General features: G+C 46.7%; 22 protein-coding genes and 5 pseudogenes. 11 read left to right on the plus strand and 16 right to left on the minus strand.

Translation table 11 applies throughout. The features are described 5' to 3' along the window. On the plus strand, positions 1–650 hold a 650-nt coding region (locus HEN33_RS21050; protein ID WP_183083461.1), incomplete at its 5' end, for an EspF repeat-containing protein. 245 nt (positions 651–895) lie between these two features. Here HEN33_RS21050 and HEN33_RS21055 read toward each other — a convergent pair. Beyond that, the gene (locus HEN33_RS21055; protein ID WP_176263358.1) at positions 896–1,480 is read right to left on the minus strand and encodes a bfpT-regulated chaperone; all 585 of its coding nucleotides are present in this window, start codon (positions 1,478–1,480) and stop codon (positions 896–898) included. Positions 1,481–1,677: 197 nt separating this feature from the next. Between HEN33_RS21055 and HEN33_RS21060 the strand changes: the two genes are divergently transcribed. Then, the gene (locus HEN33_RS21060; RefSeq protein ID WP_001145628.1) at positions 1,678–2,316 is read left to right on the plus strand and encodes a DUF1076 domain-containing protein; all 639 of its coding nucleotides are present in this window, start codon (positions 1,678–1,680) and stop codon (positions 2,314–2,316) included. A 291-nt stretch (positions 2,317–2,607) separates the two neighbouring features. Beyond that, the gene (locus HEN33_RS21065; protein WP_000953522.1) at positions 2,608–3,972 is read left to right on the plus strand and encodes an EspK/GogB family type III secretion system effector; all 1,365 of its coding nucleotides are present in this window, start codon (positions 2,608–2,610) and stop codon (positions 3,970–3,972) included. 1,202 nt (positions 3,973–5,174) lie between these two features. Here HEN33_RS21065 and HEN33_RS21070 read toward each other — a convergent pair. The 13 genes and pseudogenes from HEN33_RS21070 to HEN33_RS21135 form a co-directional block, all read right to left on the minus strand. Beyond that, positions 5,175–6,017, minus strand: a complete 843-nt coding sequence (locus HEN33_RS21070; RefSeq protein WP_183083462.1) for a DUF4942 domain-containing protein — start codon at positions 6,015–6,017, stop codon at positions 5,175–5,177. Positions 6,018–6,101: 84 nt separating this feature from the next. After that, positions 6,102–6,299: a DUF957 domain-containing protein gene (locus HEN33_RS26170; protein ID WP_085975623.1), complete on the minus strand. Its 198-nt coding sequence runs from the start codon at positions 6,297–6,299 to the stop codon at positions 6,102–6,104. A gap of 63 nt (positions 6,300–6,362) precedes the next feature. Further along, a pseudogene (locus HEN33_RS26175) lies at positions 6,363–6,524 on the minus strand (DUF5983 family protein); the annotation flags it as partial. Next, positions 6,521–6,897, minus strand: a pseudogene (locus HEN33_RS21085) (TA system toxin CbtA family protein). The pseudogenes HEN33_RS21085 and HEN33_RS26175, both read right to left, overlap by 4 nt. Positions 6,898–6,987: 90 nt before the next feature. Beyond that, positions 6,988–7,356 (minus strand): type IV toxin-antitoxin system YeeU family antitoxin, encoded by a 369-nt coding sequence (locus HEN33_RS21090; protein ID WP_001280951.1) that lies wholly within the window; start codon positions 7,354–7,356, stop codon positions 6,988–6,990. A gap of 49 nt (positions 7,357–7,405) precedes the next feature. Further along, a pseudogene (locus HEN33_RS26465) lies at positions 7,406–8,035 on the minus strand (antitoxin of toxin-antitoxin stability system). A gap of 18 nt (positions 8,036–8,053) precedes the next feature. Then, complete coding sequence (locus tag HEN33_RS21105) at positions 8,054–8,275, minus strand: DUF987 domain-containing protein (RefSeq protein ID WP_044704012.1); 222 nt, start codon at positions 8,273–8,275, stop codon at positions 8,054–8,056. A 68-nt stretch (positions 8,276–8,343) separates the two neighbouring features. Further along, complete coding sequence (gene radC / locus HEN33_RS21110) at positions 8,344–8,820, minus strand: RadC family protein (protein ID WP_001186725.1); 477 nt, start codon at positions 8,818–8,820, stop codon at positions 8,344–8,346. A 15-nt stretch (positions 8,821–8,835) separates the two neighbouring features. Next, a complete protein-coding gene (locus tag HEN33_RS21115; protein WP_183083463.1) occupies positions 8,836–9,315 on the minus strand; it encodes an antirestriction protein in 480 nt (159 codons plus the stop codon). Between the two features lie 265 nt (positions 9,316–9,580). Continuing rightward, positions 9,581–10,399 (minus strand): DUF932 domain-containing protein, encoded by an 819-nt coding sequence (locus HEN33_RS21120; RefSeq protein WP_052914130.1) that lies wholly within the window; start codon positions 10,397–10,399, stop codon positions 9,581–9,583. Positions 10,400–10,488: 89 nt separating this feature from the next. Next, positions 10,489–10,722: a DUF905 family protein gene (locus HEN33_RS21125; RefSeq protein WP_001278287.1), complete on the minus strand. Its 234-nt coding sequence runs from the start codon at positions 10,720–10,722 to the stop codon at positions 10,489–10,491. A 5-nt stretch (positions 10,723–10,727) separates the two neighbouring features. Beyond that, positions 10,728–11,405 (minus strand): hypothetical protein, encoded by a 678-nt coding sequence (locus tag HEN33_RS21130; RefSeq protein WP_001097368.1) that lies wholly within the window; start codon positions 11,403–11,405, stop codon positions 10,728–10,730. A gap of 118 nt (positions 11,406–11,523) precedes the next feature. After that, positions 11,524–12,408, minus strand: a complete 885-nt coding sequence (locus HEN33_RS21135) for a GTPase family protein (RefSeq protein WP_059309239.1) — start codon at positions 12,406–12,408, stop codon at positions 11,524–11,526. A gap of 105 nt (positions 12,409–12,513) precedes the next feature. On the opposite strand from HEN33_RS21135, the gene HEN33_RS21140 reads away from it, so the two are divergent. Next, a complete protein-coding gene (locus HEN33_RS21140; protein ID WP_065793236.1) occupies positions 12,514–13,485 on the plus strand; it encodes a hypothetical protein in 972 nt (323 codons plus the stop codon). On the opposite strand, the gene HEN33_RS21145 is transcribed toward HEN33_RS21140, so the two are convergent. Both HEN33_RS21145 and HEN33_RS21150 read right to left on the minus strand, forming a co-directional pair. Then, positions 13,482–14,336 carry a hypothetical protein gene (locus tag HEN33_RS21145; protein WP_021527174.1) on the minus strand — a complete coding sequence of 285 codons (855 nt, stop codon included), beginning with the start codon at positions 14,334–14,336 and terminating at the stop codon, positions 13,482–13,484. The two genes, HEN33_RS21140 and HEN33_RS21145, sit on opposite strands and share 4 nt — an antisense overlap. A gap of 1,656 nt (positions 14,337–15,992) precedes the next feature. Next, entirely contained in the window at positions 15,993–16,166 is a 174-nt protein-coding gene (locus HEN33_RS21150; RefSeq protein ID WP_154675835.1) for a hypothetical protein, read from the minus strand. A gap of 179 nt (positions 16,167–16,345) precedes the next feature. Between HEN33_RS21150 and HEN33_RS21155 the strand changes: the two genes are divergently transcribed. The 7 genes and pseudogenes from HEN33_RS21155 (at position 16,346) to HEN33_RS21180 (ending at position 22,384) form a co-directional block, all read left to right on the plus strand. Continuing rightward, positions 16,346–17,077, plus strand: coding sequence for an inovirus Gp2 family protein (locus HEN33_RS21155; RefSeq protein ID WP_001075462.1), 732 nt, complete (start codon positions 16,346–16,348; stop codon positions 17,075–17,077). 509 nt (positions 17,078–17,586) lie between these two features. Then, entirely contained in the window at positions 17,587–18,039 is a 453-nt protein-coding gene (locus HEN33_RS21160; RefSeq protein ID WP_001100706.1) for an acyltransferase, read from the plus strand. 428 nt (positions 18,040–18,467) lie between these two features. Further along, positions 18,468–19,069, plus strand: a pseudogene (locus tag HEN33_RS21165) (helix-turn-helix domain-containing protein); the annotation flags it as partial. A gap of 105 nt (positions 19,070–19,174) precedes the next feature. Then, a pseudogene (locus HEN33_RS27140) lies at positions 19,175–19,273 on the plus strand (H-NS family nucleoid-associated regulatory protein); the annotation flags it as partial. Positions 19,274–20,690: 1,417 nt separating this feature from the next. After that, on the plus strand, positions 20,691–21,257 hold the full coding sequence (locus tag HEN33_RS21170; RefSeq protein WP_001126811.1) for an inovirus-type Gp2 protein: 567 nt from the start codon (positions 20,691–20,693) through the stop codon (positions 21,255–21,257). 246 nt (positions 21,258–21,503) lie between these two features. Next, the gene (locus tag HEN33_RS21175) at positions 21,504–22,079 is read left to right on the plus strand and encodes a hypothetical protein (RefSeq protein ID WP_000991584.1); all 576 of its coding nucleotides are present in this window, start codon (positions 21,504–21,506) and stop codon (positions 22,077–22,079) included. A gap of 68 nt (positions 22,080–22,147) precedes the next feature. Then, positions 22,148–22,384, plus strand: a complete 237-nt coding sequence (locus HEN33_RS21180) for a helix-turn-helix transcriptional regulator (protein ID WP_000958149.1) — start codon at positions 22,148–22,150, stop codon at positions 22,382–22,384. Positions 22,385–22,656: the final 272 nt, after the last annotated feature.

Genomic DNA, 22,656 nt, shown 5'->3' on the forward strand with positions numbered 1-22,656 from the left:
CGCCGCCGACAAGTGGACAGGCTTCCGGGGCATCCCGCCCTTTACCGCCCATTGCTCAGGCACTAAAAGATCATTTGGCTGCCTATGAAAAGTCGAAAAGCCTTGAGGCTTCAGGTCTTAAGCCAAGCCGCCCGGCCCCACCGCCGCCGACAAGTGGACAGGCTTCCGGGGCATCCCGCCCTTTACCGCCCATTGCGCAGGCATTAAAAGATCATTTGGCTGCCTATGAAAAATCGAAAAGCCTTGAGGCTTCAGGCCTTAAGCCGGCCCGCCCGGCTCCACCGCCGCCGACAAGTGGGCAGGTATCTGGATCATCCCGGTCTTTACCGCCCATTGCTCAGGCATTAAAAGATCATTTAGCTGCCTATGAAAAGTCGAAAAGTCTTGATACTTCAAGCCTTAAGCCAAGCCGCCCGGCACCGCCGCCGCCGACAAGCGGGTTGGTATCTGGGTCATCCCGGTCTTTACCGCCCATTGCTCAGGCGCTAAAAGATCATTTGGCTGCCTATGAAAAATCGAAAAGTCTTGATACTTCAGGTCTTAAGCCAAGCCGCCCGGCACCGCCGCCACCGACAAGTGGACAGGCATCCGAGGCATCCCGGCCATTACCGCCTATTGCTCAGGCATTAAAAGATAAAAACCGATATTAAGTTGCATTGTGATAAATGTGATTGGTAATATCGGTTTTTATTGAAATAAATATTGTAATAAATGATGAAAGAGGGGGATAGAGCAAGAGGGGGGTGTTTCGTTAACCAGAGCCTGTAATTTTTTATCCATAAATTTACCGCTATTTGATGTTGGATTTGACATATCAACATCAGGCAACGACACAACTCTATGTACAGGCTCTTATAGGTATTTTTTTTCTGGTTAGCGTTAAGGGTATCTCTATTTATGCCGATATGACGCTGGCAGCCATAATATATCTGGGGATGTCATCTCGTAGCTGTTTGATGTCAACATCTGGACTAATATGCTTTTGGAAGAATTGGTCTGCGAGTTGATTGGCTATTACATCCATTGTCTGGTTCTTTACTTCTCTACTCACTCCATTGCAAAGCATATTTATTTTATCACCGAAACGGCCATTTCCTATTATGAGATGGTTGATAGAGCTTTGCGCTGCTATGATATTCAACTTGAGACTGTAATCCTTTTCAATGAATTTAAAAACTCTTTGCCGTACTTCACTGGAAATGTTTCTGCTATTTTCAGCACAATATTTATCAATTCCCTGGTTGATCACGCGAGATGGGTAAACTGTCTGTTCATCTCTTTTCCAGGCATTAATATCTTTGGTGCTTTGTCGGGCGACGGAGGTCAAAATTCGGTTGTTCAGCGTATTAGTGGATAACTTGATAGTCCTCTGACCCATTGAACATCGCAGGATATCATCAGATTTCCTCCAGCAGGACTGTTTCTGGATAAAGCTTATACCAAATGAGTTGAAGGGTGTTCCTGATATATTTGCTGGCATAGTAATTCCTTTTATTTGTCTATATTTACAATGTAGCAAGTTTATAATTATTTTAGTATCGCAACGCTTTGGTGTAAATAATGATAAGTCAATAATTGATGGTATGTTGCCAAAATGTTTTGTCTGTTTTATTTTATGTGTGGATGTTTATTTGTTGTTGGCCTGGATAAGCTAAATACATTACAGAGGGAGATAATATGCCCGTCGTATTAAATATCTCAGATGGAAGGGCGCTGCCTGAAAGTGAACTGGAAGCTCTGCGTAATATAGCAAGAAGCAATCAGAGTGATACTCTGATTGTGGGAAGTCGTAGTCTGAGGCTGCACCATATTTCATTTATGGATGCTTTTAGTGTGGAGCCGATTCAGGGCAGTCTTCTTGACCGTCTTGGAGGGAGGTGTCGTCGCCTTGCAGAGAGTCTGGAGAGACAGCTTAATCATGGCAATACTTTCCTGCAGGCGTTCAGTTTATATATGGAGCAGGTTCGTTTAACCCCATTCTGGTTGGAAGGGGGCAGAAATGCAGTGCAGACCAGAATTAATTCTCATGCATTTACCGTCAATCCTGGAGATTTTCCTTGCTGTGAGCAACATCTGAGTTGCCCGATAACATTATGTATACCAAAAACAGGCGTTTTTGTTAAAAATGCACTGCATTCAAAAGTCTGTTCTTTATACGATAAGGATGCCTTGTCTGAGGCTATCCGACACAATGTTTTTCATCCCCTCAGTCGTGAAGCGTTTTCTCCAGAAATGATCGTTGGCAGAGAGGAGTGTTATTTTGATCTAACTGATCAGCGTTTCTGCATCATTTCCGGGCAGGATGTACGTTTTTGAGTGGGGGATATTAATACAGACTGAGTTGTACTGACTGCTGCTTTTTTATTCGTCTTCGATTGACAACATTATTTTGCTGGTTGTTAGAATCCGGGTCAGATTGCTGGGTTTATTCTGGAATGAACATGTAGTAACTGTACTTGCTTTTCCAGCGTGAAATAGCGTCTGTAATGATGCCTTTTCGCCATCGGGAAACCCTGGATACAGGCTCTCTGTATGAAATTTGTCAGGTAAGCTCCTCGGATGGGGCTTACCTTATAGTGATTTATTTTCTGAAAATGGAATTTATTGATGCTTTCCACATCACAATTAAAATTGTCAGGGACTGCCTGTCATCATATTACTGAAACACCTGCAAGCTTTAAAAGTGAAATTACGTCCCGGCAACTGGAAGATGCACGGGAAAGTGGTTGTCTGCATATAAAAAATTGTGACATGGAGTTCTTGCCTCATTTACCGGAAGAAATCACAGCGATAACAATAGAGAACTGTAATAAGCTGACCGGTCTTACAGGGCTACCGGTCAATATAAAAAGCCTGTCCGTTATTAATTGTGAGAATCTGAAAGTCAGTGAACTGCCGCCGACAGTAAGAGAGCTACATATTGAATTGAATAATTCGTCTTTTGTACATACTGTTCCAGAGGGCGTTGAGCATTTGAAACTTGGTCACTGTCAGGTATCGGGTGTGCCTGATAGTGTCCGGTCTCTTGAGTTGACGGGTAGGGCTGCGGAGACGCTTACCGGCGTACCATCAGGGTTGTGTTCTCTGAGTATCCGGGATTATAACCCGGAGTATCAGGTCAGAATCGATAATTTTATATCCCCTTCACTGCAGACGTTGTCTCTGACGGGTTGCAGTAATATCGTGTTGCCGGAAAAACTCCCAAAAGGGATGGTGTCAGCAACCATTTATACAGAGCAGAAAACGACATGGAACATCGTTGCTGAAGGATTTCCCGAAGAGATGGATCTTGATTTACAGAATGTACAGCTTTCTCCAGATGTGATTAAAGAAAAAAATATTACTTTTCAGGGCTATGCCATGGAGGCGGCTTTACATTTTCGTCTAGGGGATATTGTGTATGGGCTTTCGGAACCCAGAGGAAAAGTTGTTAATACAATAAAACTGGTTAATGATTTTTCTAAAAAAGATATTTTAATACAGAATACGTTAACAAGTGCTGTATGGGATTATAAATCTCCTCGGAAATATAAGAAAGACGCTCTTATCAAGAGAGCATTAAGTGAGTCTGATAGAGGAATTAACTTTAAGCAGTATTTGAAGAACCATAGTCAATATAATGTCACTATGGCCGATCTTTCTGTGTGTAATCGTGACAAGTTATGGGCAAAAACCAGTAAGGCTGGCCTGGAGTTTCAGTTATTAGTAAGGAACAAAATGGTGCATTTTTGTGCCGATGGGCTTGTCGATACTCTAAAAAATATAGCCAATAAGGGGGATGCTTATGGGCAAAGTATTACAGCCAGTGAGTTGCGATGGATTTATCGTAATCAGGATAATGAGCAGATAATGAAAAATATAAAGTTTTATCTACGTGGGAAAGAAGTTCCGGCAGAGAAAATTTTAGGCATGCCAGAATGGAAAGATTATCATCCGAAACGTTCTGGATTGATATCTGAATACTCTAAATAATGCACTTCTATTATGACAGTGCATATCAGTAAAGTAATATCGGCAGGAGATAAAATTATGCCATTGTCAATCGGAAGTTGTTTTTCATGTCACACAGGACGTCGACCAGAAATATCTGATCCAATAATTGATAAGCCATCAACTAAAAATTGTGAACTGATATCAACAACATGTAATGTGGATGGTATAACGGTTATATCCAGAAGCTCTTATGGTTTTGATATGAAGCCACCTGGTGCGGGGGAGCGAGCTCCACGGCTAAAATTGTCGGCCTCAGAAGCTCAGTGGATGGCAGCAATAATAGATGCAGAGGGGCATAATATAAGCAATACCTGACCATTTACTCAGTGATGTGTTATCTGAGGGCTGGCGGAGTTTGTACACAGATTGTGCCGTTGCCTGATGTTGATATGTTCAGCTCAGCATCAAATGAAGGCGATTATGGATGAAAAACGGACCTCCATGGAGGTCCGTTGATATGAGTCTGGTGCCTGATTCGGAATCGAATTAAGGATTCATTGACACGGCAATGAAATCACCAAATAACAGTAAGTTACCTTTACACTTCGATTCCAAATGTACCACTATTTTGTACTGTTCAAGTCGTATTACTTCTGATACATCATTTTATGATCTCGTGGAGGACAGAGGATTCTGGTAAGGGTAAGAAGCGAGAAGGAAAGAAGAGTCTGTTGCAGGTGGACGGAGTGGTGAAGAGCCCCATGTCAATGGCGTATCAGGTTTTCCCGCTTGTTATTGAAGATTTTCCCACCTTATTCTCCGCGACAAAATCACGTTAAAACCTGCGGATTAAGGCGAAATGATAACTCTCCTGTTTCCCCGTGTTTTCTACTTCATTATGAATGTTCTGAGAAAAGGGAACCGTAGAAAGACCGTAGTAGTAGAGTAAGGACAAGGCACACATCATAGGATGTTGGGGTGTCTAAAAGTAACGAACATCGGCGAAAATAGTGAGAAATACAACAAACAAATAACGTATTGCAACGACCAGAAATCTACCGTAGCCAGAAAAGCAAAAAGCCCCGCTTTTCAGCGAGGCCTTATGAATTTGGTGCCGGACTCGGAATCGAAGAATGCTTCTATCATGTTGATATTGGTTTATTTTGTTTGGTTTGGTGAAAGATGTACCCTCTTTTGTACCCGCAGTCCCTTTTGATATCGAAAGGGAATCAAACTCGGGGTCAGGCTGAGAGCACAGAAGGAAAGTGCCTGGCTATTATATCGTTAATTCTGTCAATCAGCTCCAGCCTTTTGAAAGTGATGTGTGCAGCTCCCTTCTTAAAGTATTTAATGATGAACATCTCATCTTCATAGCGTCCTTTACCCTGAACGGACTGTATGTGGTCATCCAGATTAATGGTGATATTCCCTCGGTTGTCGGGGATCGGTTTACCGCTGAGCAGATGCAACATTCTTTCCAGGTCAGCCAGGCGATCTGCCTGCATTCCACTGATAAGATGAAATCCCCACTGGTCCCATCTCACCAGATTGTTGACGATAATTTTACTGCCAAATTTACAGGGTGAGTTGGTTTTGTAATCCCAGCTCAGCCCTTTGAAGAGGTTGATCACCCCCCGCTCAAACACTTCATCCTTATTCTGGTGCAGTTGTTCAAATGTGCTCAGAATGTTCGCTTCACTGATTTCCGGAAAATTATCATATTCCAGTGACCTGTACCATGTATCACGTGCCTGTGCATCCATTAAGGAAAGCATCCCGGAACGCTGCATCAGGTTACGCCAGATTTCGCGGTCAAGATTCCGGGTAATGGCTTTCATTGCTGTTTCTGGTTTCTCCATCAGCCAGCAACCACAGCGAAAATTCTGTTTCATCGCCCAGTCCGGGGCGGCTTTACCGCCAATACTTTCCGTCAGTGCTGAGATTTCTGTCAGTTGCCGGATAAGCGTGTCGATTTGCAGCAGTGTACTCTTTCGTACAGCCAGGATGTGTCTGATACTTGTGGAACAGATAACGGCTGTATGTCCGTTGACCGCGTTCGGGTGGGGGATTGTGATATATGACATTATGGGGTTTCCTTTCTGTTTATAAACGAAAACGCCAGCTCTGTTCAGGCTGGCGTCAGGAGAATGAAGTCTGGTGAGTGAGATTCACCGGTTCTGGTGCAGAAGTTGCAGTTGGTGCAGGGTACGGATATCCTCCCTGGCCTGTTCAATACAGGGCAGCAGTGCTGCCGAATCCGTTTTATCCTCATCGTTGTCGAAAATAATTCCGGACCCGCAGTCGATATTGTCCTGCAGCCACGCAATGAGGATATCCAGCGCTGTTTCAGTGGTTAATGGCATCACGCTCTGTATCACTGTATTGTCTTCCGGCAACTGATGAGAGCTGGCAGAAGTCGCCGGTGTTTCGGTAGCGTCACGTTCATCCACCACGAGGAGTGAATAACCGTATTCAGCGACCTTGTTAATCAGTTCAGCGAGATTTACACCATCAATGTCAACGACAATGCGCCCCATGTTCAGTGCCTGCACGTTAATGCTGTCGGCTTCCAGCGTCAGGGAAAGTTTCATCGTTTCGCCCCCGGATGCTACCCAGGGTAATGTTATTTACCATTCTGTAGTTATTACGTGTCATCAGGCCTGTTGCCCGGCGGGCCCGGAGAATATCGATGCTGTTGATTAACTGCGACGGGGCTCCTGCGCTGAATCCCGGCTGGTCGGTACGTACCAGTGCGTATTTTTCAACGAGAAAGTTCACCGCATCGCACAGTGAAATGCCGGCCTCAATATGCTGCTCAATCACACGTTCATCAGCGAACGGTGTGTCATTCAGTGTGAGGCCATAGTGCTGGTCCAGCAGACGGATGAGCAGTGTCTGCCAGATGGTGACGGGAGACGGGCAGCACGATGCCTCCCGTACATGTGTGTCGGGTAATAATTTCATACTGAAGATTTTCCTGATATGAGAGATTAAATTATGGGGAGAGTGGCGTGGTGAAAACACCTGGCCGGAGCAGAAGGTTATTCCGGTGGTTTACTTTTTCGTTTCGGGCGTCGGATAAACAGCCAGATAAACGTAACCACAACTGCCGAGGGTGTCGGCTTCGCAGGTCAGCCCTTTTGCATACAGCGTGACGGTATGCTGATGTCGGGGATTCAGTTCACCGCTGGTGAGCATGAGTTCCAGTTGTTTCATCAGCAGCGGAAAGGCCTGGTCCAGATGGTATGCATCTGCGTCGCTGAAGCGGCCTCTGATACCGGCGCGGTCGGCAAGGTAATGCAGGCGGTTACCCTCTTGCACCAGACGGGCGCCAAAACAGGGCCTCACTGTGCAGGGAAGCCCCCACCAGGGGCGGTCGTGATTGTCGTCGGGATGAGTTATCCCGGAGAGTTTGTCTGACACGATAAAATCCTCTCTGAAAAGTGGTTAAGAATGGTTTAACGATGACAGGTCAGCCGGCGCGCTGACCGGTTTCGGTGAAGATGTATGCATTGATGAGAATGGCCTCATCCACAGCGGCGTCTGAGGTCATCTGGTCGTACTCGTTTTCCAGTTGACGGTACAGCCAGAAGGCCAGGTCGCGCAGGGCTTCGCTGACAGCGGCTTCCGCATCGGCTGTCATAGCCTGACCAGTCGGACTGTTCCGGGTAACAGTGATAACGGATGGCAGTAACGTCCCCGGTGGTGGATTTCAGCCTGCAGTTGCCAGAAGTTACGTTTCTGCACCGCCTGCAGGGCATCCGCGATACGATGGAGTTCATGCTCCTGTGGGGCATACTTCCGGATTATCCGGGCTGTCGCCGGCTGCCAGTGCCAGCGTCCTTCAAAACAGGCTCCGTCCCCCTGGCTGCAGCATCCGCTGAACCAGATGCACGGCTCTTCCATAAACCTGGCTGAGCCGGAAAACGCGCTGGCGGAGGTCAATTCCGAAAATGTCACAGACCGCCCTGAAGTCCTCATACACGTTTTCATACCAGTTGCTGTCAGCATGATGCTGACGGTACCCGTCGCGGGCTTTTCCCCGTACCGGGCAGGAAAGTTCATCCAGCGTATACACTGTGATGGTGATAATGCTGCTCATCAGAATCCCCTTTCTGATTCAGTTCAGGGTGACGCTCATCAGCCGGACATACGGGCCAAAACTGTCCTTACGGCGTTCTGCAAATACAGCCAGCACACCGGGAATATCCTGCACTTCACGACCGGTATACGCCTCAGCACTGCCGTGCCAGCGGTATTTACCGGTACAGAACGGAAAAAGACGGGATGTCGGATGCTGACGGTGAATACGCATGGCTTCACCACGGGTGATGATTTTCATAGTGTGATACCTCTGAAGACAGAAGATAAAAGTGAAAACAGGTGTGATGTGGTTGTGACGGTGACGGGTTAAAGCAGACCGTGTTCCGCAAAAGAGAAAACCTGACTGCCACCAACTATCAGATGGTCCGGTACCCGGATATCCACCAGGGCCAGTGCCTGTACCAGGCGTTCCGTGATAAGGCGGTCTGCCTTACTGGGGGTGACTTCACCGGACGGGTGATTGTGCGCCAGCACCACGGCAGCGGCATTGTGGTACAGGGCGCGTTTAATCACTTCCCGGGGATGGACTTCCGTGCGGTTGATGGTGCCGGTGAAGAGGGTTTCACCGGCAATCAACTGATTCTGGTTATTCAGATACAGCACCCGGAATTCTTCACGCTCCAGTCCCGCCATGTTCAGAATCAGCCATTCCCGTGCCGCACGGGTGGAGGTGAAGGCCACGCCGGGTTCATGAAGATGGCGGTCCAGGGTTTTCAGGGCCCGCAGAATGAGACTGCGCTCGCCGGGCGTCATCTCTCCGGGCAGAAAGGAAAGCTGCTGCATTGTCCCTGCCTCCATTCAGTCGATGATGCGCATAATGGCGCTGCATTCCGGATGCTGCAGGGCATAATCCCGCAGCCGGTAATAATGAACCGTCATGGCATAATTCTCTGTACGACAGGCGTGATGGCTGTACGCCATCAGACAGGCGGCAATGCCGGCGGCTTCCGGGCTCATTTCAGCGCGGTTACCGTTCATGGCATTGAACAGTACCCATGTTTCGCCATCATCGTCATCCGGTTCGGGCGCTATAAATGCGCCACCGTTGTTCAGTGTGTACAGATTCCAGATACCACCGCAGTAGTCTTCGCAAAGACGGTCCATCCAGCCGAAGACACGGGGCTCCAGGGTCACCCACTGTGGAATGAGGCCAAAATGCTGCGGCCAGAAGCTGATACGTTGTTCATCAGGGACGGGAGTAGCAACCAGTTGGGGCTGGTTATTCCCTGGTGCTGTGGCTGAAGAAAGAGCAGTTGTGTTCTGAGAAACGATTTTCATGAGTGAAATCCTTACAATGTGTATAAATGAGAGGAAATAAAGGCCGGGGGCTGACAACATCACGTTCATCACTGACCGTGAGACCCGGCAATATCAGGGATGAATGATATTCGGCTGAAATTCCGGACAGCCGTACGCGTAACCGTTCCGGTCACAGACGGATGGCCAGAAGATGCCATTGCCTGTACTCAGTCTGCACAGACTGAGTTCTCCGGGGCGTCGGGTGATTCTGGTGCCTGAATCACGCCTTCAGGGACAGATTGCATCAGCGCAGGCTCTCCAGTAGCGTTTCTGCCATCACCCACAATGCGCGATTGAGCTTAATGTCGGTGTCGATGCTGTGAATGGCACGGGTGTGGATACGTTTTCCTCTGGCACTGCGACCGGAAATTCCGCCTTTCAGCATATTCTCCTGGATGGTCTGATAAGTACTCCACAGGTCCTTACCGTAATCCTCCCGGCGTCGTGGCGTCAGAATGTCGGCGGTGGTGACGGGCTGATGTTCGTCACCATAACGGTAAGTCAGTGCCGCCTGTGCCAGCGCCTGGCGTGCCGGTGGCGGCAGGACCAGCGACTGCATGGCATCACGCTTCTCCTCTATCCGGTCAAACACGCCCACCACCTCGTAAGCCCCTTCAATAACTTTCTCCACCACATTTCCCCGGTGTGGAACACGCAATTCTCCCAGAGACTGACCGCAGACCAGTCCATTGGTACAAATGGCACGAAAATATCCGGGTAACATCTGGTAGCTGGATGAACCGTCATGGGAGTTGAGCAGAATAATTTCAGGCACATGCTGACCAGTTATCTGTCCGGCCCGCCGCAGACGCAGCATATGTTTGGTATATTCCCGGCGGCTCTGGTCGCGCACACGGGTCTGGCAGGCGAAGAACGGCTGAAAGCCTTCCCGCTGCAGATTTTCCAGGACGGTGATGGTGGGAATGTACGCATACCGTTCACTGCGGGAGGTGTGCCGGTCTTCTCCAAAAATACTCGGGACGTGGTACATCAGTTCTTCGCGTGTCAGTGGGCGCTCCCGACGGATCTGATTTACATGACCAAAACGACTGGCTAATTGCATACTTTGCTCCTTATGAATGAATTAGCGGTATAAACGAAAAGGCCGCGTCTCCCGGAGAAGACGCGGCCTGATGGATGAAATGAAGACGTTTATTGCCTGAGAATTCCCTCACTGGCGAGATACGAATTTAGCTGTTTTCCGGCATCAGGTTCAAAATTCCAGCACCGCCAGCGTAGCTGCCCTTCGGCATTGCGGATAACCAGCCGGAAATGCGTTCCCTGGTCATCCTCAATAAGCACATTGCGGTAAGCTGTTGTGACGGCAACCGCCTGTTCGCGTGAGAAAGGGCCTTCGGGCAATAAAACAGGGTGGCAGTCCGACATACCGGCTATTTTCCGATAAATTCAACGCTGGCGCCGGTGGCATTACCGTCAGCACCAACCGTGACGGTCACTTTGTCGTACGCACGGTCTTCAGGATTGAATACTTCAAACTCAACCTTATTGCCTTTTACTTCGTAAGAGCCAAAATCAGCGGTTTCTGTTGTTTCCTCGTCATATTCCCGAGCGTATGCCTGCCGGGCAGCCTGCAGGACGGAATCTTTATTAATAGTGGTCGTCTGTTTCGGGGAAAAACCGGCAAGTGATGTGACAAATTTCGGACAGACCTTCAGCATATCACCGCGGGTGAATTCCATTCGTACACCAAATGCCTGTAAAACGGACACATCACGCTCTGCTATGGAGTGAACGGCTTTTTTGACCATTTCCGGCGCCTGTCCGATTTCCACCTCAACAGCCCTGAATCCCGTCTGCTGATTACACATTTGTGATGTGGGGATCAGGTTACCGTTAATACTGATACGGCTGCCCAGGAGCGTCTGTACACCATTCGGGCATCCCTGCATCAGGCCGGTAATACCAATCGTGCCATTTTTCAGCATTACCAGCGCCTGACCATCTTCCGTCATGGTCTGACACCAGCCGTTTTTGACAGCCCAGTTGCCGGCGGAGGCGGAGAATGATGCCACAGTGAACAGCAGGGGAAAAAGAATTCTGGTATTCATGACTGACCTCTGAAATTAAAGAGCGTGTTATTGATAATGACAGACGGTATACGGCAGTGGTTACCGTAATCCGTTGTCGTGTAAAGGTATACGGTTGCCACGGGGGACTCCGGGGCGTTCAGAACAGGTGATCCCACAGTGTGACCAGCAGGTGGATAATGCGGTCCCGGGTTTTGCGCAGAAGCTGTAACATCCAGGCCGGAAAACTGAAACGGGCAACGGCGTCGTCAAAACTTTTCCCGATGGTTTCACCAAAAGTCTGTTGTGCGTGTTTCCGGGCCTGTTCAGAGCGGTTTTCTCCCCGGATATGTGAATACACCGCGCTGGTTGCCTGTGGTGGCAGTGCGTGGATCATCAGCGACACAAACGCCGGAAGGTTCCAGCCGACAGGTGCAGCAACGGAGAGTACCGGAAATGATGAAGGGAACAGGGTTGCCACCCGGGCTGTCACCGTCGCCAGTGAGAGCGACTGCTGACGGGACGGGCATTTTTCTGTGGCATTCCATTCTTCAGCAGGAAACACGCGATCGGCATGGCTGAGAACAAACAGAAAACGCGAGGGATCTGCGCCTTCATTCAGTAAAAACTGATGCATGGCAATATCAGCAGCATACGCACGTTCATCAGCCCGCAGGATCCAGATAATCAGATCCAGTTCCGGTAGCAGCTGACGATAAAGTGTCCGGTATTCCTGATCATGCTGCGGTGTTTCACCAATGCCGGGCAGATCGACCAGCGTCATTCTGCGTTCACCGAACTGCAGGGTAAGACGATGAGCCTGGCGGGTGCAGCCGTTCAGAGGATGTGTGGCGCAGATACGGGACTGAAAAATGGCATTACACAGACTGCTTTTGCCTGTTCCGGATTTACCCATAATGCCAATCACGGGCTCGTAATGAATAACACTGTGGAGATGTTCAAGGATTTTCTGGCGAATTTCTTCAGGAAGAAACGTCAGATGTGATTTCACTTGTGCGGAGAGGGAAGAATGGCTGAATGACATACCGTTATCCTGTTGATTTCGCTGAACCGGATCACACTAATCCGGCTTATCATTCAGGTAATATGGACGTGAAAAAATCTGGAGTGACAGAGTGCGGGAGGTGAGATGACGGCACAACAAAGTGATGCGCTGCGTGAGATTGCTAATAAGGCCAGAGTTACCACCATTCTTCAGTGTAAGGCCTGGAAAGATACCCAGCGAATACTGAAGCGCAGCGGACTCGTGTGCAGAGAACGGTCAGAGCCGTTTGATCCGGAGAAACATTTTGACTGTTATACGGTGCGTTATCTGTACCTGCTTAACATAATGGCACTTGAGCTAAAGTCAGATACACGGATTAAGGTTGAGGTGGGGCAATGGTATCGCATGACGGGTAAACGTTTATCACTTAATGTCCCGCCTTTTATGCTGATCCCGCGTAATATCCGGAGAAAAGTGGACGGATTCAGACAATCCAGACAATCCAGACAATCAGAAGATGAAGCAACCAAAAATCCGCCTCAACCGTTCACGGGCAGTTTGTATAAGGTTTTGAGCAGGGACAGCGATTCGGCTGAGCTGGACGCCTGGTTTGCTGAACCGCCGCTGACACGGCAGGAAGTGTGGGAGGGGAGGCGTGTTACAGATTTTGATCCATGGGCGCTGTCTTCGTTTATTTGCCGTTCAGAATCCCCGACGTTTGAACTTTTTTACCAGGAATATAAGCGACTGGGATTAAAATCTCTTTTTGTATCAGGGGTAATGTTTGAACAGTTTTTAACAGGGCTAAGTTTCAGAAAATATGGGGACTGGGTTGAATCTCAGTTACTGGAATCACTGGGAAATGTGATGTTTTTCATGCTGCTTTATGACATGGAAAATCTGGATAAGTTTATAAAAGAACTGATGGACATTAATGTTCAAAGTGAAGATTCGAAGGAAAAAGGGAAATCACGAAAAGAGAGAATGCTGGAGTATATCAACTCATATATCCGCAATGTTTATGGAAGATTCCTTTGTACGTCAAAAGAAAGGTACGAACAGCATAAACGCAAAAACAGCAGCAAAAAGAAAAACGGTTCTGGTGGAACTCATTAACGGGAATAATCCCCTGCTGTTTTCTGCATAAACAGACGATCAGCTGATAAGATGAGTTTATCCAGGATTTCAGCCTGCGTCAGATTATTCTTTTTTGCCATTTTCCGGAGTGCATTCCTGGCTTCCGGAGAAATCAGGGCACTTATCTGTACCCGGGAATCGGTTTTCTCATACCGGAACATTTTCTGGTATGAGCACTTCATGCGCCTGAGAAAATCATTCTGCTGATAAACTAATTCTTTTAACTTTTGAGGTTCAGTACCGACAGAATAGATTTTCATGAAGACACGGCGCACATAAGCTATTATGAACAGACGTGACTCCCCTGAAGCTTTAAATTCTGAAATATCAGGACAGTGACGTTCTTCGTCAGTGCAATGTTTTTGCAGATACGCCCATGCCCATTTGATATGTATCCGCCGGGAACCAAGCCATGTCATGGGGTTCACTTTTTCAGCATATGACCATAAAAAATGAACGACATACAAGAAGTCAGATACATTTTCTGTCCCGGTTAGCCTTATAAGCTCCTGTAGCCATTTTCTCGTCACACGAATCCTTGCCTGATGATTAGCTGGAGCTGCTTCTGTGGCAAACAGTCTGGCATACAGACAGGAAATTCCGTAATCTGCATATTGCTCACCTGAGAGTCGGACAATACTGTCAGGAACATGATATATAAACATCCATACCCAGAATGCGGCTACAGGGTCTTTTTGCACCCACTCCGGAACAACGTCTCTGCCTGCATTATCAGCATTAACAGAAGGTGATTTATCGTTATGTCGGTAATATTCATATTCCATCCGACTAAAAACATGATCAGATTCATCTGGTGAATGCACAGACATGAACTCCCTGGGCATAAATGCACAACCAACTCTATAGAACTCTTTAACCCCCCTCTTATCACCTCTGTCAGTAAATTTCGCCTGAATCCCCTTTTATCCATACATCAGAAAAAATGCAATAACGTTCATGGACTCTTTTCTCTGATTTACATAAAAACACAGAAAATTACAATGTGATTAATATCACGTTTTTTAAAAAATTATATTGACATCATGTTATTTCCTGTAGTTTGCAATAAAAAATTTTCTTAAAATATTTATATGAATATTTTTGATGCCTCAACATGCTGTCGTTATATAGAGTGTCTTCTCATCATTTATGGTTATTTCTCTCAATGCGCATACGCTCTGTCAGGGCATGTCTGTAGCTGCCATGATGGGGAATGAGAACTCAGCAAAAGGATTTTGGATGCAGTGAAGTTCTCCCGGAGACGGTTCTTCTGAGGTGGGGGTGGCATCATATCCTCTTACATAAGATGATGGCGTGCGCGGGAAAGCTTTCTTCTGTACTCAGGTTGTTGTTGGTTATCCCCGGTCGTCATTGTTTTCCTGACATTAAGATCCTGATTCCAGGATCTATAGCACAGTCGTTTCCTTGTGTGCTGTTATGCTTCTGCTCAGTTCAGAACAATTGCTTCATCCGGCATGGAGAATTCCGGTGAGTGAGGCAGTAAGAAATGACTGACATGAATGTTATATGTGAAGGGGCCGGAGAGACGTCATAATCAGTATGGCTGTCATTCTGGCTGGAAAATGCGATCACTTTCCGGGGTAAAAGACAACATGGAAGCTGACGAACGGGATGCTCCGGATGGTCTTTTCAGGGAGGCCTGGGTAAATAATTTCAGAGTAAATCTGTATGTTTTTTAAACAGTAAAGATCCATGCTGGCCGTGAAAAACTGAAATCAACACTCAGTCTGCATGGATGTCTGAAGATGTTGAGAATGTCGGGAATGGTACTATACACGTATTTTACTTAAGTGTTTTACCAAACATACACGTATTTAACTAAGCATTTCAGTAAGTGTTATACACGCTTTCTCATAAACAATTCTACAAGTATTTTCATTAAGCATTGCTGTACACATTGTTTGATCTGATACACATCCAGTTTAGTAAATCTTTACGTTTAGTAAATCTTTACGTTAACTAAATCAGTTTAATGCTGCTGTAAAACCTTTCTGTTTAAGCAATCAATCTGCTATTCGATTTTACTGATGTTACGTTTAACCTTTCCTGAGATTTCGAGTTTCGACGTTAGCTTGAGAAAAGTATCTTTACGCTAAATCAACCCGAACTTTCCTGAAGTAATCTGACGTTCTTTTCGATGTGCTTACGACGATTCTGTTAAACGACTTTCTGGATGTTTTGATAACAATCAGATTGAGGCATTAACGATTCCTGACGTTTTTCTTTTCCGTGTAAGGTCATTCTTTTTGTCATGAGGTTTCTTCTTGCATTGCGAAAGTGTGATGAACGGTTTTGGTGTTTTGATTCAGATGAGATTTACGTTATCGATGGTTAATCGTTTTTATGGTGCGTAGTGAAACGTAACATTTTCGGGATGAGAAAATCGATTCTGATGGTGATGGTGATGGTGATGGTGATGGTGATGATCGTGTTACGGCGTTATCTGTAAACAGGTTTTAAGCGTGTCATTCGCATCCGTGATTGAGTTGTGTGATTAAGTTGTAGGTTTTGGCGTTGTTGTTGATTTGCATTGCCAGGAAGCGTTCTGGTTGCATTTCTGGTGTTTTGTTCGAATGTTCTGTGGCTCCTTTTCCCTTCAGACTTTTCTCGTCGTCCATGTCGTTTTTAAATCCATTCATGCTGTTGTTGCGTATTTTGCTGCTGTGTGCAGGATTATCTTTTCGTTCCGGGATGGTTTGTTCCGTTTCAATCACTCTTAATCAGAGAGTTGTAGTATTGCTCAATGTCGGATGCCGTAAAGTTTTACTGCGTTGATTAATGATGTGAAGTCAATCCAAATCAACGGAGATCTCTCATCATGAATCAACCAATACACAATGCTTACTGGTTATCCCGTTTTGACAGCCTTCTCGACAGTGCCCTGGCGCAGCACCGTGCCGTCTCGTTAATCCGGGTGGATTTACGTTTCCCTGAGTATATGCCTGTCACCATCATGGATCCCGATCCGGATTCAGCGGTGATTTCTCGTTTTTTTGCATCCCTGAAAGCCAAAATTCAGGCTTACCAGCGGAAAAAAAGATGTGCCAATCAGCGTGTGCATGCAACCAGCCTGCGTTATTTCTGGTGCCGGGAGTTCGGCAAGATGTATGGCAGGAAACATTATCACGTGATATTACTGCTCAACAAAGATACCTGGTGCTCGCTCGGGGATTTCAGCGAACCGTCTTCGCTGGCGACGATGATCCAGGAGGCATGGTGCAGCGCCCTGCATCTTGAGCCCTGGCAAGGCGATGGCCTGGTCCATTTTTCCAGGTGGACGCCTTCCCGTAAACCAGCATCGTCTGATGTTCGCCCTTCTTCCGATGACACGCCTTTGTCGGGTGGATGTTCTGATACCTGGAAGGCTTCAGACAAAAAGTCTGGTGAAGCCGCTGTTCTCTGGATCAAGCGTGGTGATGTGGAAGCGATGCAGAAAGCCCGGAACAGAGCCAGTTATCTCGTGAAATATGAGACGAAGCAGCATGACGGTTCCGGGCAACGTAATTATGGTTGCAGTCGTGGGCCGGGGCGTTTGCTGGATGGCAGGTGAACCGGGTAAAACGGCATCCGGCGCCTGAGCGTATACCACGGTAAGGTCGTTGGCTGACGCCCTTAGCTCGTTTTCTGAAAAAGTCGTCCTGAAGTCATGTATCTGCTTCCATTCTCATGTTCATATTTCTCTGACGCTTTCACTGTCTGTCATCGGAAGTACCGATTTATTTTGGTGCTGCGCACTTACGGCCATTCACGGAAGAGGATTGTGGTGAACAGTAGGAGTCTGGCTGCTGGCGAGGGAAGGTTCAGGACTGGTATGGGGTTTAGTGCTGGAGGATGACTTTGAATCCCGGATTGACCAGTGAGGGGGCAGTGAGAGGATGCTCTGGTGTAACAGGCCTGGATTGCAAAATATAAAACCGGTTGTACACTCGTAACGGGCAAAAGGATACGAGCAATAACACATGGTACCCGGTGAGACTGGCTCTTGTATCACATTACCGGGAATATTCTGACAGGTGAAATGTTCTGATAAGAATCATCCTGAGGGAGGATACAACGGATATGAACGTTATTGACAGCCGCATTCGTGATGTGAAATTTGGTGAAAATGTGAAAGTCGTCATGCCAGTAAACCTCTATGAATGTGAACTGGGGGATGATGTTTTTATCGGTCCCTTTGTGGAAATACAGAAGGGATGTATCATTGGCAACCGGAGCCGAATTCAGTCCCACAGTTTCATCTGTGAGAACGTCATTTTAGGTGATGGCTGTTTCATCGGTCATGGCGTAACTTTTGCTAATGATCTTTTTAAGTGTGGTGGTCCCGATGCCTCTGCAGAAAGCTGGATACGCATCGTATTAGGTAACACTGTAACAGTGGGTAGCGGAGCGACCATTTTAACCACAGAAATTTGCAGTGGAGCAGTGATTGGTGCTGGTAGTGTGGTTACAAAGCCCGTGCTGGTAAAAGGCGTGTATGCCGGTAATCCAGCCAGACTTTTGAGAACACTTTAATTATATTTAACTCAATAATAAATCAGACAGTGAATATAATTCTGCCCCGATTATACTAATCACGATGAGTATCGATGAGTCTCATATTTATGCTGTTATTAGATTCATTGCCATAGTTATTTATTGCTTGTCGCTGGTTCGTAAGAGCAGGAGCTTAAAACTCGGGGAGACGCTGAATGCCATAATTGGCAGTACAGAAGGTGATATGTGTCGTCAACAAAAGGAGTCGTTCGCTGCCCTGACGCAACATAAAGCGTGCATTGATGCTTTTCTCTGTGGTTGTACAGTTATATGCGCAAGGACGGGAACCAGTCTGCCGATCCTGCAGCAATAACGGGCAATCTCCGTACGCCCTTATTGATTATACCTGTGTGTAAGTTCACAGAGATATTGCAATTGCCTCCGGATAAGTAAGGGGAGATTGCACTATGCAAATGCAGCATCTGATGGTTGGCTATCCTAAACGGCCGATTATGCGTTGAGGCTTTCAGTGATGGCTGATATAGCAACAATGAGAATGAAGGCTCTGCACTTCTGGGATAAACACGGTATTTCTGCGGCTTCTGAAGCCTTTGGCGTGTCCTGCCGCACGCTTTACTGGTGGCGTCAGTTACTGAACAAGGGAGGACCTGAGGGGCTAATCCCGCACAGTAAGGCACCTCTGGTGCGACGAAAAAAGCACTGGCATCCCGATGTGCTGAAAGAGATTCGACGCCTCAGGACAGAGCTGCCAAACCTCGGTAAAGAGCAGATTTTTGTTCGCCTGAAGCCCTGGTGCGCACAGCGCCATCTGACCTGCCCGAGTGTTTCCACCATCGGCAGAATGATCGCCACCGCACACGATAAAATGCGGATGGTACCAGTACGTCTGAGCTCGCGGGGTAAGGCTCTGCTTGTCAAAAAGCGAACCGCCAAACCCCACCGGCCAAAGCACTACCGTCTGGTAAAGACCGGTGAGCTCATTGGGATGGACGCCATTGAGCTCAGAATGGGTGAAATGCGTCGCTATATCATTACCATGATCGACGAACGTGAATTTGGCAAAAAATTACAGGCAGGCAGAAAAAGTGTGTCAGGAGGGCATAAATACAGATATGAGTATAACGGTCAAACAATGTACTGGAGTGGACAAGGTCGTCGGCCTAATGTTATTGCAGAAGCAATAAAAGCCGGAGGTTCTCTTGATGATTTTCTTATATCTCAGGATACATCATCTTGTTCTGATTATGAGTGATACATCTAATCGGTTCAATGTCGCTGTAATGCTCGCATTTTGATGTTTATATGGCAGCGTTACCGTTCATTGTTTCAGTTACAAATTGATCGTCATGCCACAACCTGAAATTGTAACTATCATCGGGTCTTTCAAGTCGCTTATGCATATGAAGCCAGGGAGGAAGAGGAAAACGAAAGTTAAAAATTGAACTGCCTCATAGCGCATCTGAAGTTCGCAATACGATCTTGATACTGGAAGTTGGTATTAATATTTTATCTGTATTCTTACTGAATGTACATATATCATTGTTGTAATTAGTTGGTAGCATACGGTATTTGTAACTTTCCTTTTCAGGAGCATGTTAACCATGGATGAGATTACATTTTAATTAAGGTTTTTAAATTTATTATATTCGACTAATTTTAAATCTGTGCTGTGGGAATCTTCATATCCTGAGATCTTCCTGATACCTGCACTCTCTTTTTCTTACCTTCATGGTTGTCAGTATATTATTATTTTTACATCAAACATGGATAATTTTAATTTAGGTTTATTACTATTATTACACTTGCCCTTTACTTTTACTCTGTCTTTATTTACTCTTGTTATCGTATCCACTCCATCCCCCTCAATCATAATTACTGTAACTCATATGATGTTCGGATAAGTTATTCTCTACTACGCTATTGCTGATATCCATCTGTTCTCATTTTCAGTGAAACAGCAATTGATTTTAATCTTATCCATCATGAACTGTATTTGCTTAACAATGATTGTTTATCTGAAGTGTTTTAACTATTCTGGTTGGAAACAATTTCTCTGTCATCACAGATTAACTGAATGTTTACTCTTTGATAAGGTATCCATGATTCCGTCATGTTTAACAGCGCAGGATAAACAACAGAATTAACAGAGTGAATTTCTGATTATATTTGTTGCCGGTTGTATTGTTTAAGGTACTGGGTGAAAATTATTCATCCATGGTATGTTGTCTTATGCTATCGTGTGTCGTTAACGTTCATATCCTGGAAAACAGATTGAATAAGCGCGTGTGAGTTTATTGTGGTGACCTTATAAACGTTTTTTCAGACTCACTGAGAGCAAATTTACAAATCATGAGCTTATAGTTGTAATATGTTTCCTAACCGCCTGGCAGCGGGATTACAGTTCGTATTTTTCTGTATTTCACTGTGTTGTATTGAATCTGTATTTTCTTCGCACCTCGTTTATCTCATCTCTATAGACAATGCCATCAGATAACTCATACCCTTCAGCACAACGCTGTGTGTCGTTAATAATCCGTCGTATCCATTCTGTTACAGCATGCCTGATAAATACCATCTGTAAGTTATTACCGTTTTAGATCTGATTATGAGCGAAAGCATTAATTCGCTCACAGAGCTTAAAACATCATTAACTTTCAGGAGTCATCAACATGCCTAAATCTTACACACCAAACTGGTTTTTTACCGCTTTACTTGACAATCACATCAATCAAATGATGGCACGCTATTCCTGCCTGCGGGCCTTACGGATGGATTTCTTCTACAGGAAAGATACGCCCGATTTCTTACAACCTGATCATCGCTGGCTTGAATTACAGTTGCGTATGCTGCTGGAGCAGGTGGAACAATTTGAAAATATCGTTGGTTTCTTCTGGGTGATTGAATGGACGGCTGATCATGGTTTTCATGCGCATGTCGTTTTCTGGATCGATCGTCAGAGGGTTAAAAAAATATATCCCTTTGCGGAGCGGATAGCGGAATGCTGGCAGGCAATTACGTATAACTGTGGTTCGGCGCACCGCTGTACATATCAGCCGCATTATGCATACAACATCAACATTCCTGTGCGCCACAACGATCCTGAAAGCATCGATAATATTCGCGGTGCCCTGCATTATCTGGCAAAAGAAGAACAAAAAGACGGGCTGTGTGCCTACGGCTGCAATGAAGTTCCTGAACGTCCTGCTGCAGGGCGTCCTCGTAAGCCTCACTTCTGAAGCTTAAGGCCTGAGCCTCCGCTCCTGGAAACACTCCGTCGGTAAAAACTTACCGCATTGATTAATGATGTGAACTGAAGTCAACGGAGATCATTCATCCTGAACCTGAATCCGGTGTTCTGTCCCTTATCTTCCCGTTCTGCTTCAGTTCTTCACTTATTCCATCAATCTCATCCGCAAGCCATAACACGTCAGCTCATTCACGGGCAGGACGCATTGTGGGCTGCGCATAACGGAACATATCTTATGAATGCTATTCCTTATTTCGACTATAGCCTGGCACCCTTCTGGCCATCTTATCAGAACAAAGTCATCGGCGTCCTTGAGCGTGCGCTGCGTGAGCAGTCCGGCTCACGGATACGGCGGATCCTGCTTCGTCTGCCGTGGGAACATGACAACGCCTTCAACAGCAGACAGACCTGGTTTGGTATGGATTTTATCGAAACCGTCAGTGCGCTGATGAATGCGAAACCCGGACGCGACCTTTGCTGGCTCCTGACCCGTCATCCGGAAAAGCCGGAATACCACGTGGTGCTGTGCGTCAGACAGGAGTATTTCGACGGCCCCGAACTGGACCGGCTGATTCTGGATGCCTGGAGCAACGTACTGGGCTTCGCGTCACCGGGGGAAGCGGCACCGTACCAGAAACAGATAACCCGGGATGTGGTGCTGGACAGTCGTTCACCGGACTGCGAAGACATCCTCAAAGATTTGATCTGGGCGTTCAGTGATTTCGCCCGCGATCGTCGTGGTGTGTGCGATCCGGAAGCCCGTTGCCTCGCCGGTAATCCCGGCTATCCCGGATCTGCAGGACCGTTCTGAGAATACGGCTCAGCACCTTTCCCCGCATTCGCACAACCTTCATAAATCTCACAGAGGATATTCTGACCATGTTGACCTCAATGACAGGCCACGACTGCGTGTTGCTGCGTGCCGACGATCCCCTGATCGACATGAACTACATCACCAGTTTCACCGGTATGACAGATAAATGGTTTTACAAGCTGATCAGTGAAGGCCATTTCCCGAAACCCATCAAGCTGGGCCGCAGCAGCCGCTGGTACAAAAGTGAAGTGGAGCAGTGGATGCAGCAGCGAATTGAGGAATCACGAGGAGCAGCTGCATGAAACGTGTTGTGATGCCGGTACGCTGGCAATGTGCAAAATGCCGGCGCTGGTATTGTGGAACCCGGCCCTGCCCCTGGTGCTGGCGACATTACCGTTCATCTTCCTGCTGACCCTCTCCGGTCAGCCAGCAGATTGTAGCTCTTTCCTGACTGATTCGTCATTCCATTCACATTGTTTATAACTGGCATTACACCGGTGCCGGAGTGTTTTTCTGTAAGTCTGCGCCGGTTCAGTAAATTAGAAAAGAAACATTTGTCAGCGCCAGTGATATA

This window comes from Escherichia sp. 94.0001, assembly GCF_013369155.2.
GTDB lineage: Bacteria > Pseudomonadota > Gammaproteobacteria > Enterobacterales > Enterobacteriaceae > Escherichia > Escherichia coli_F.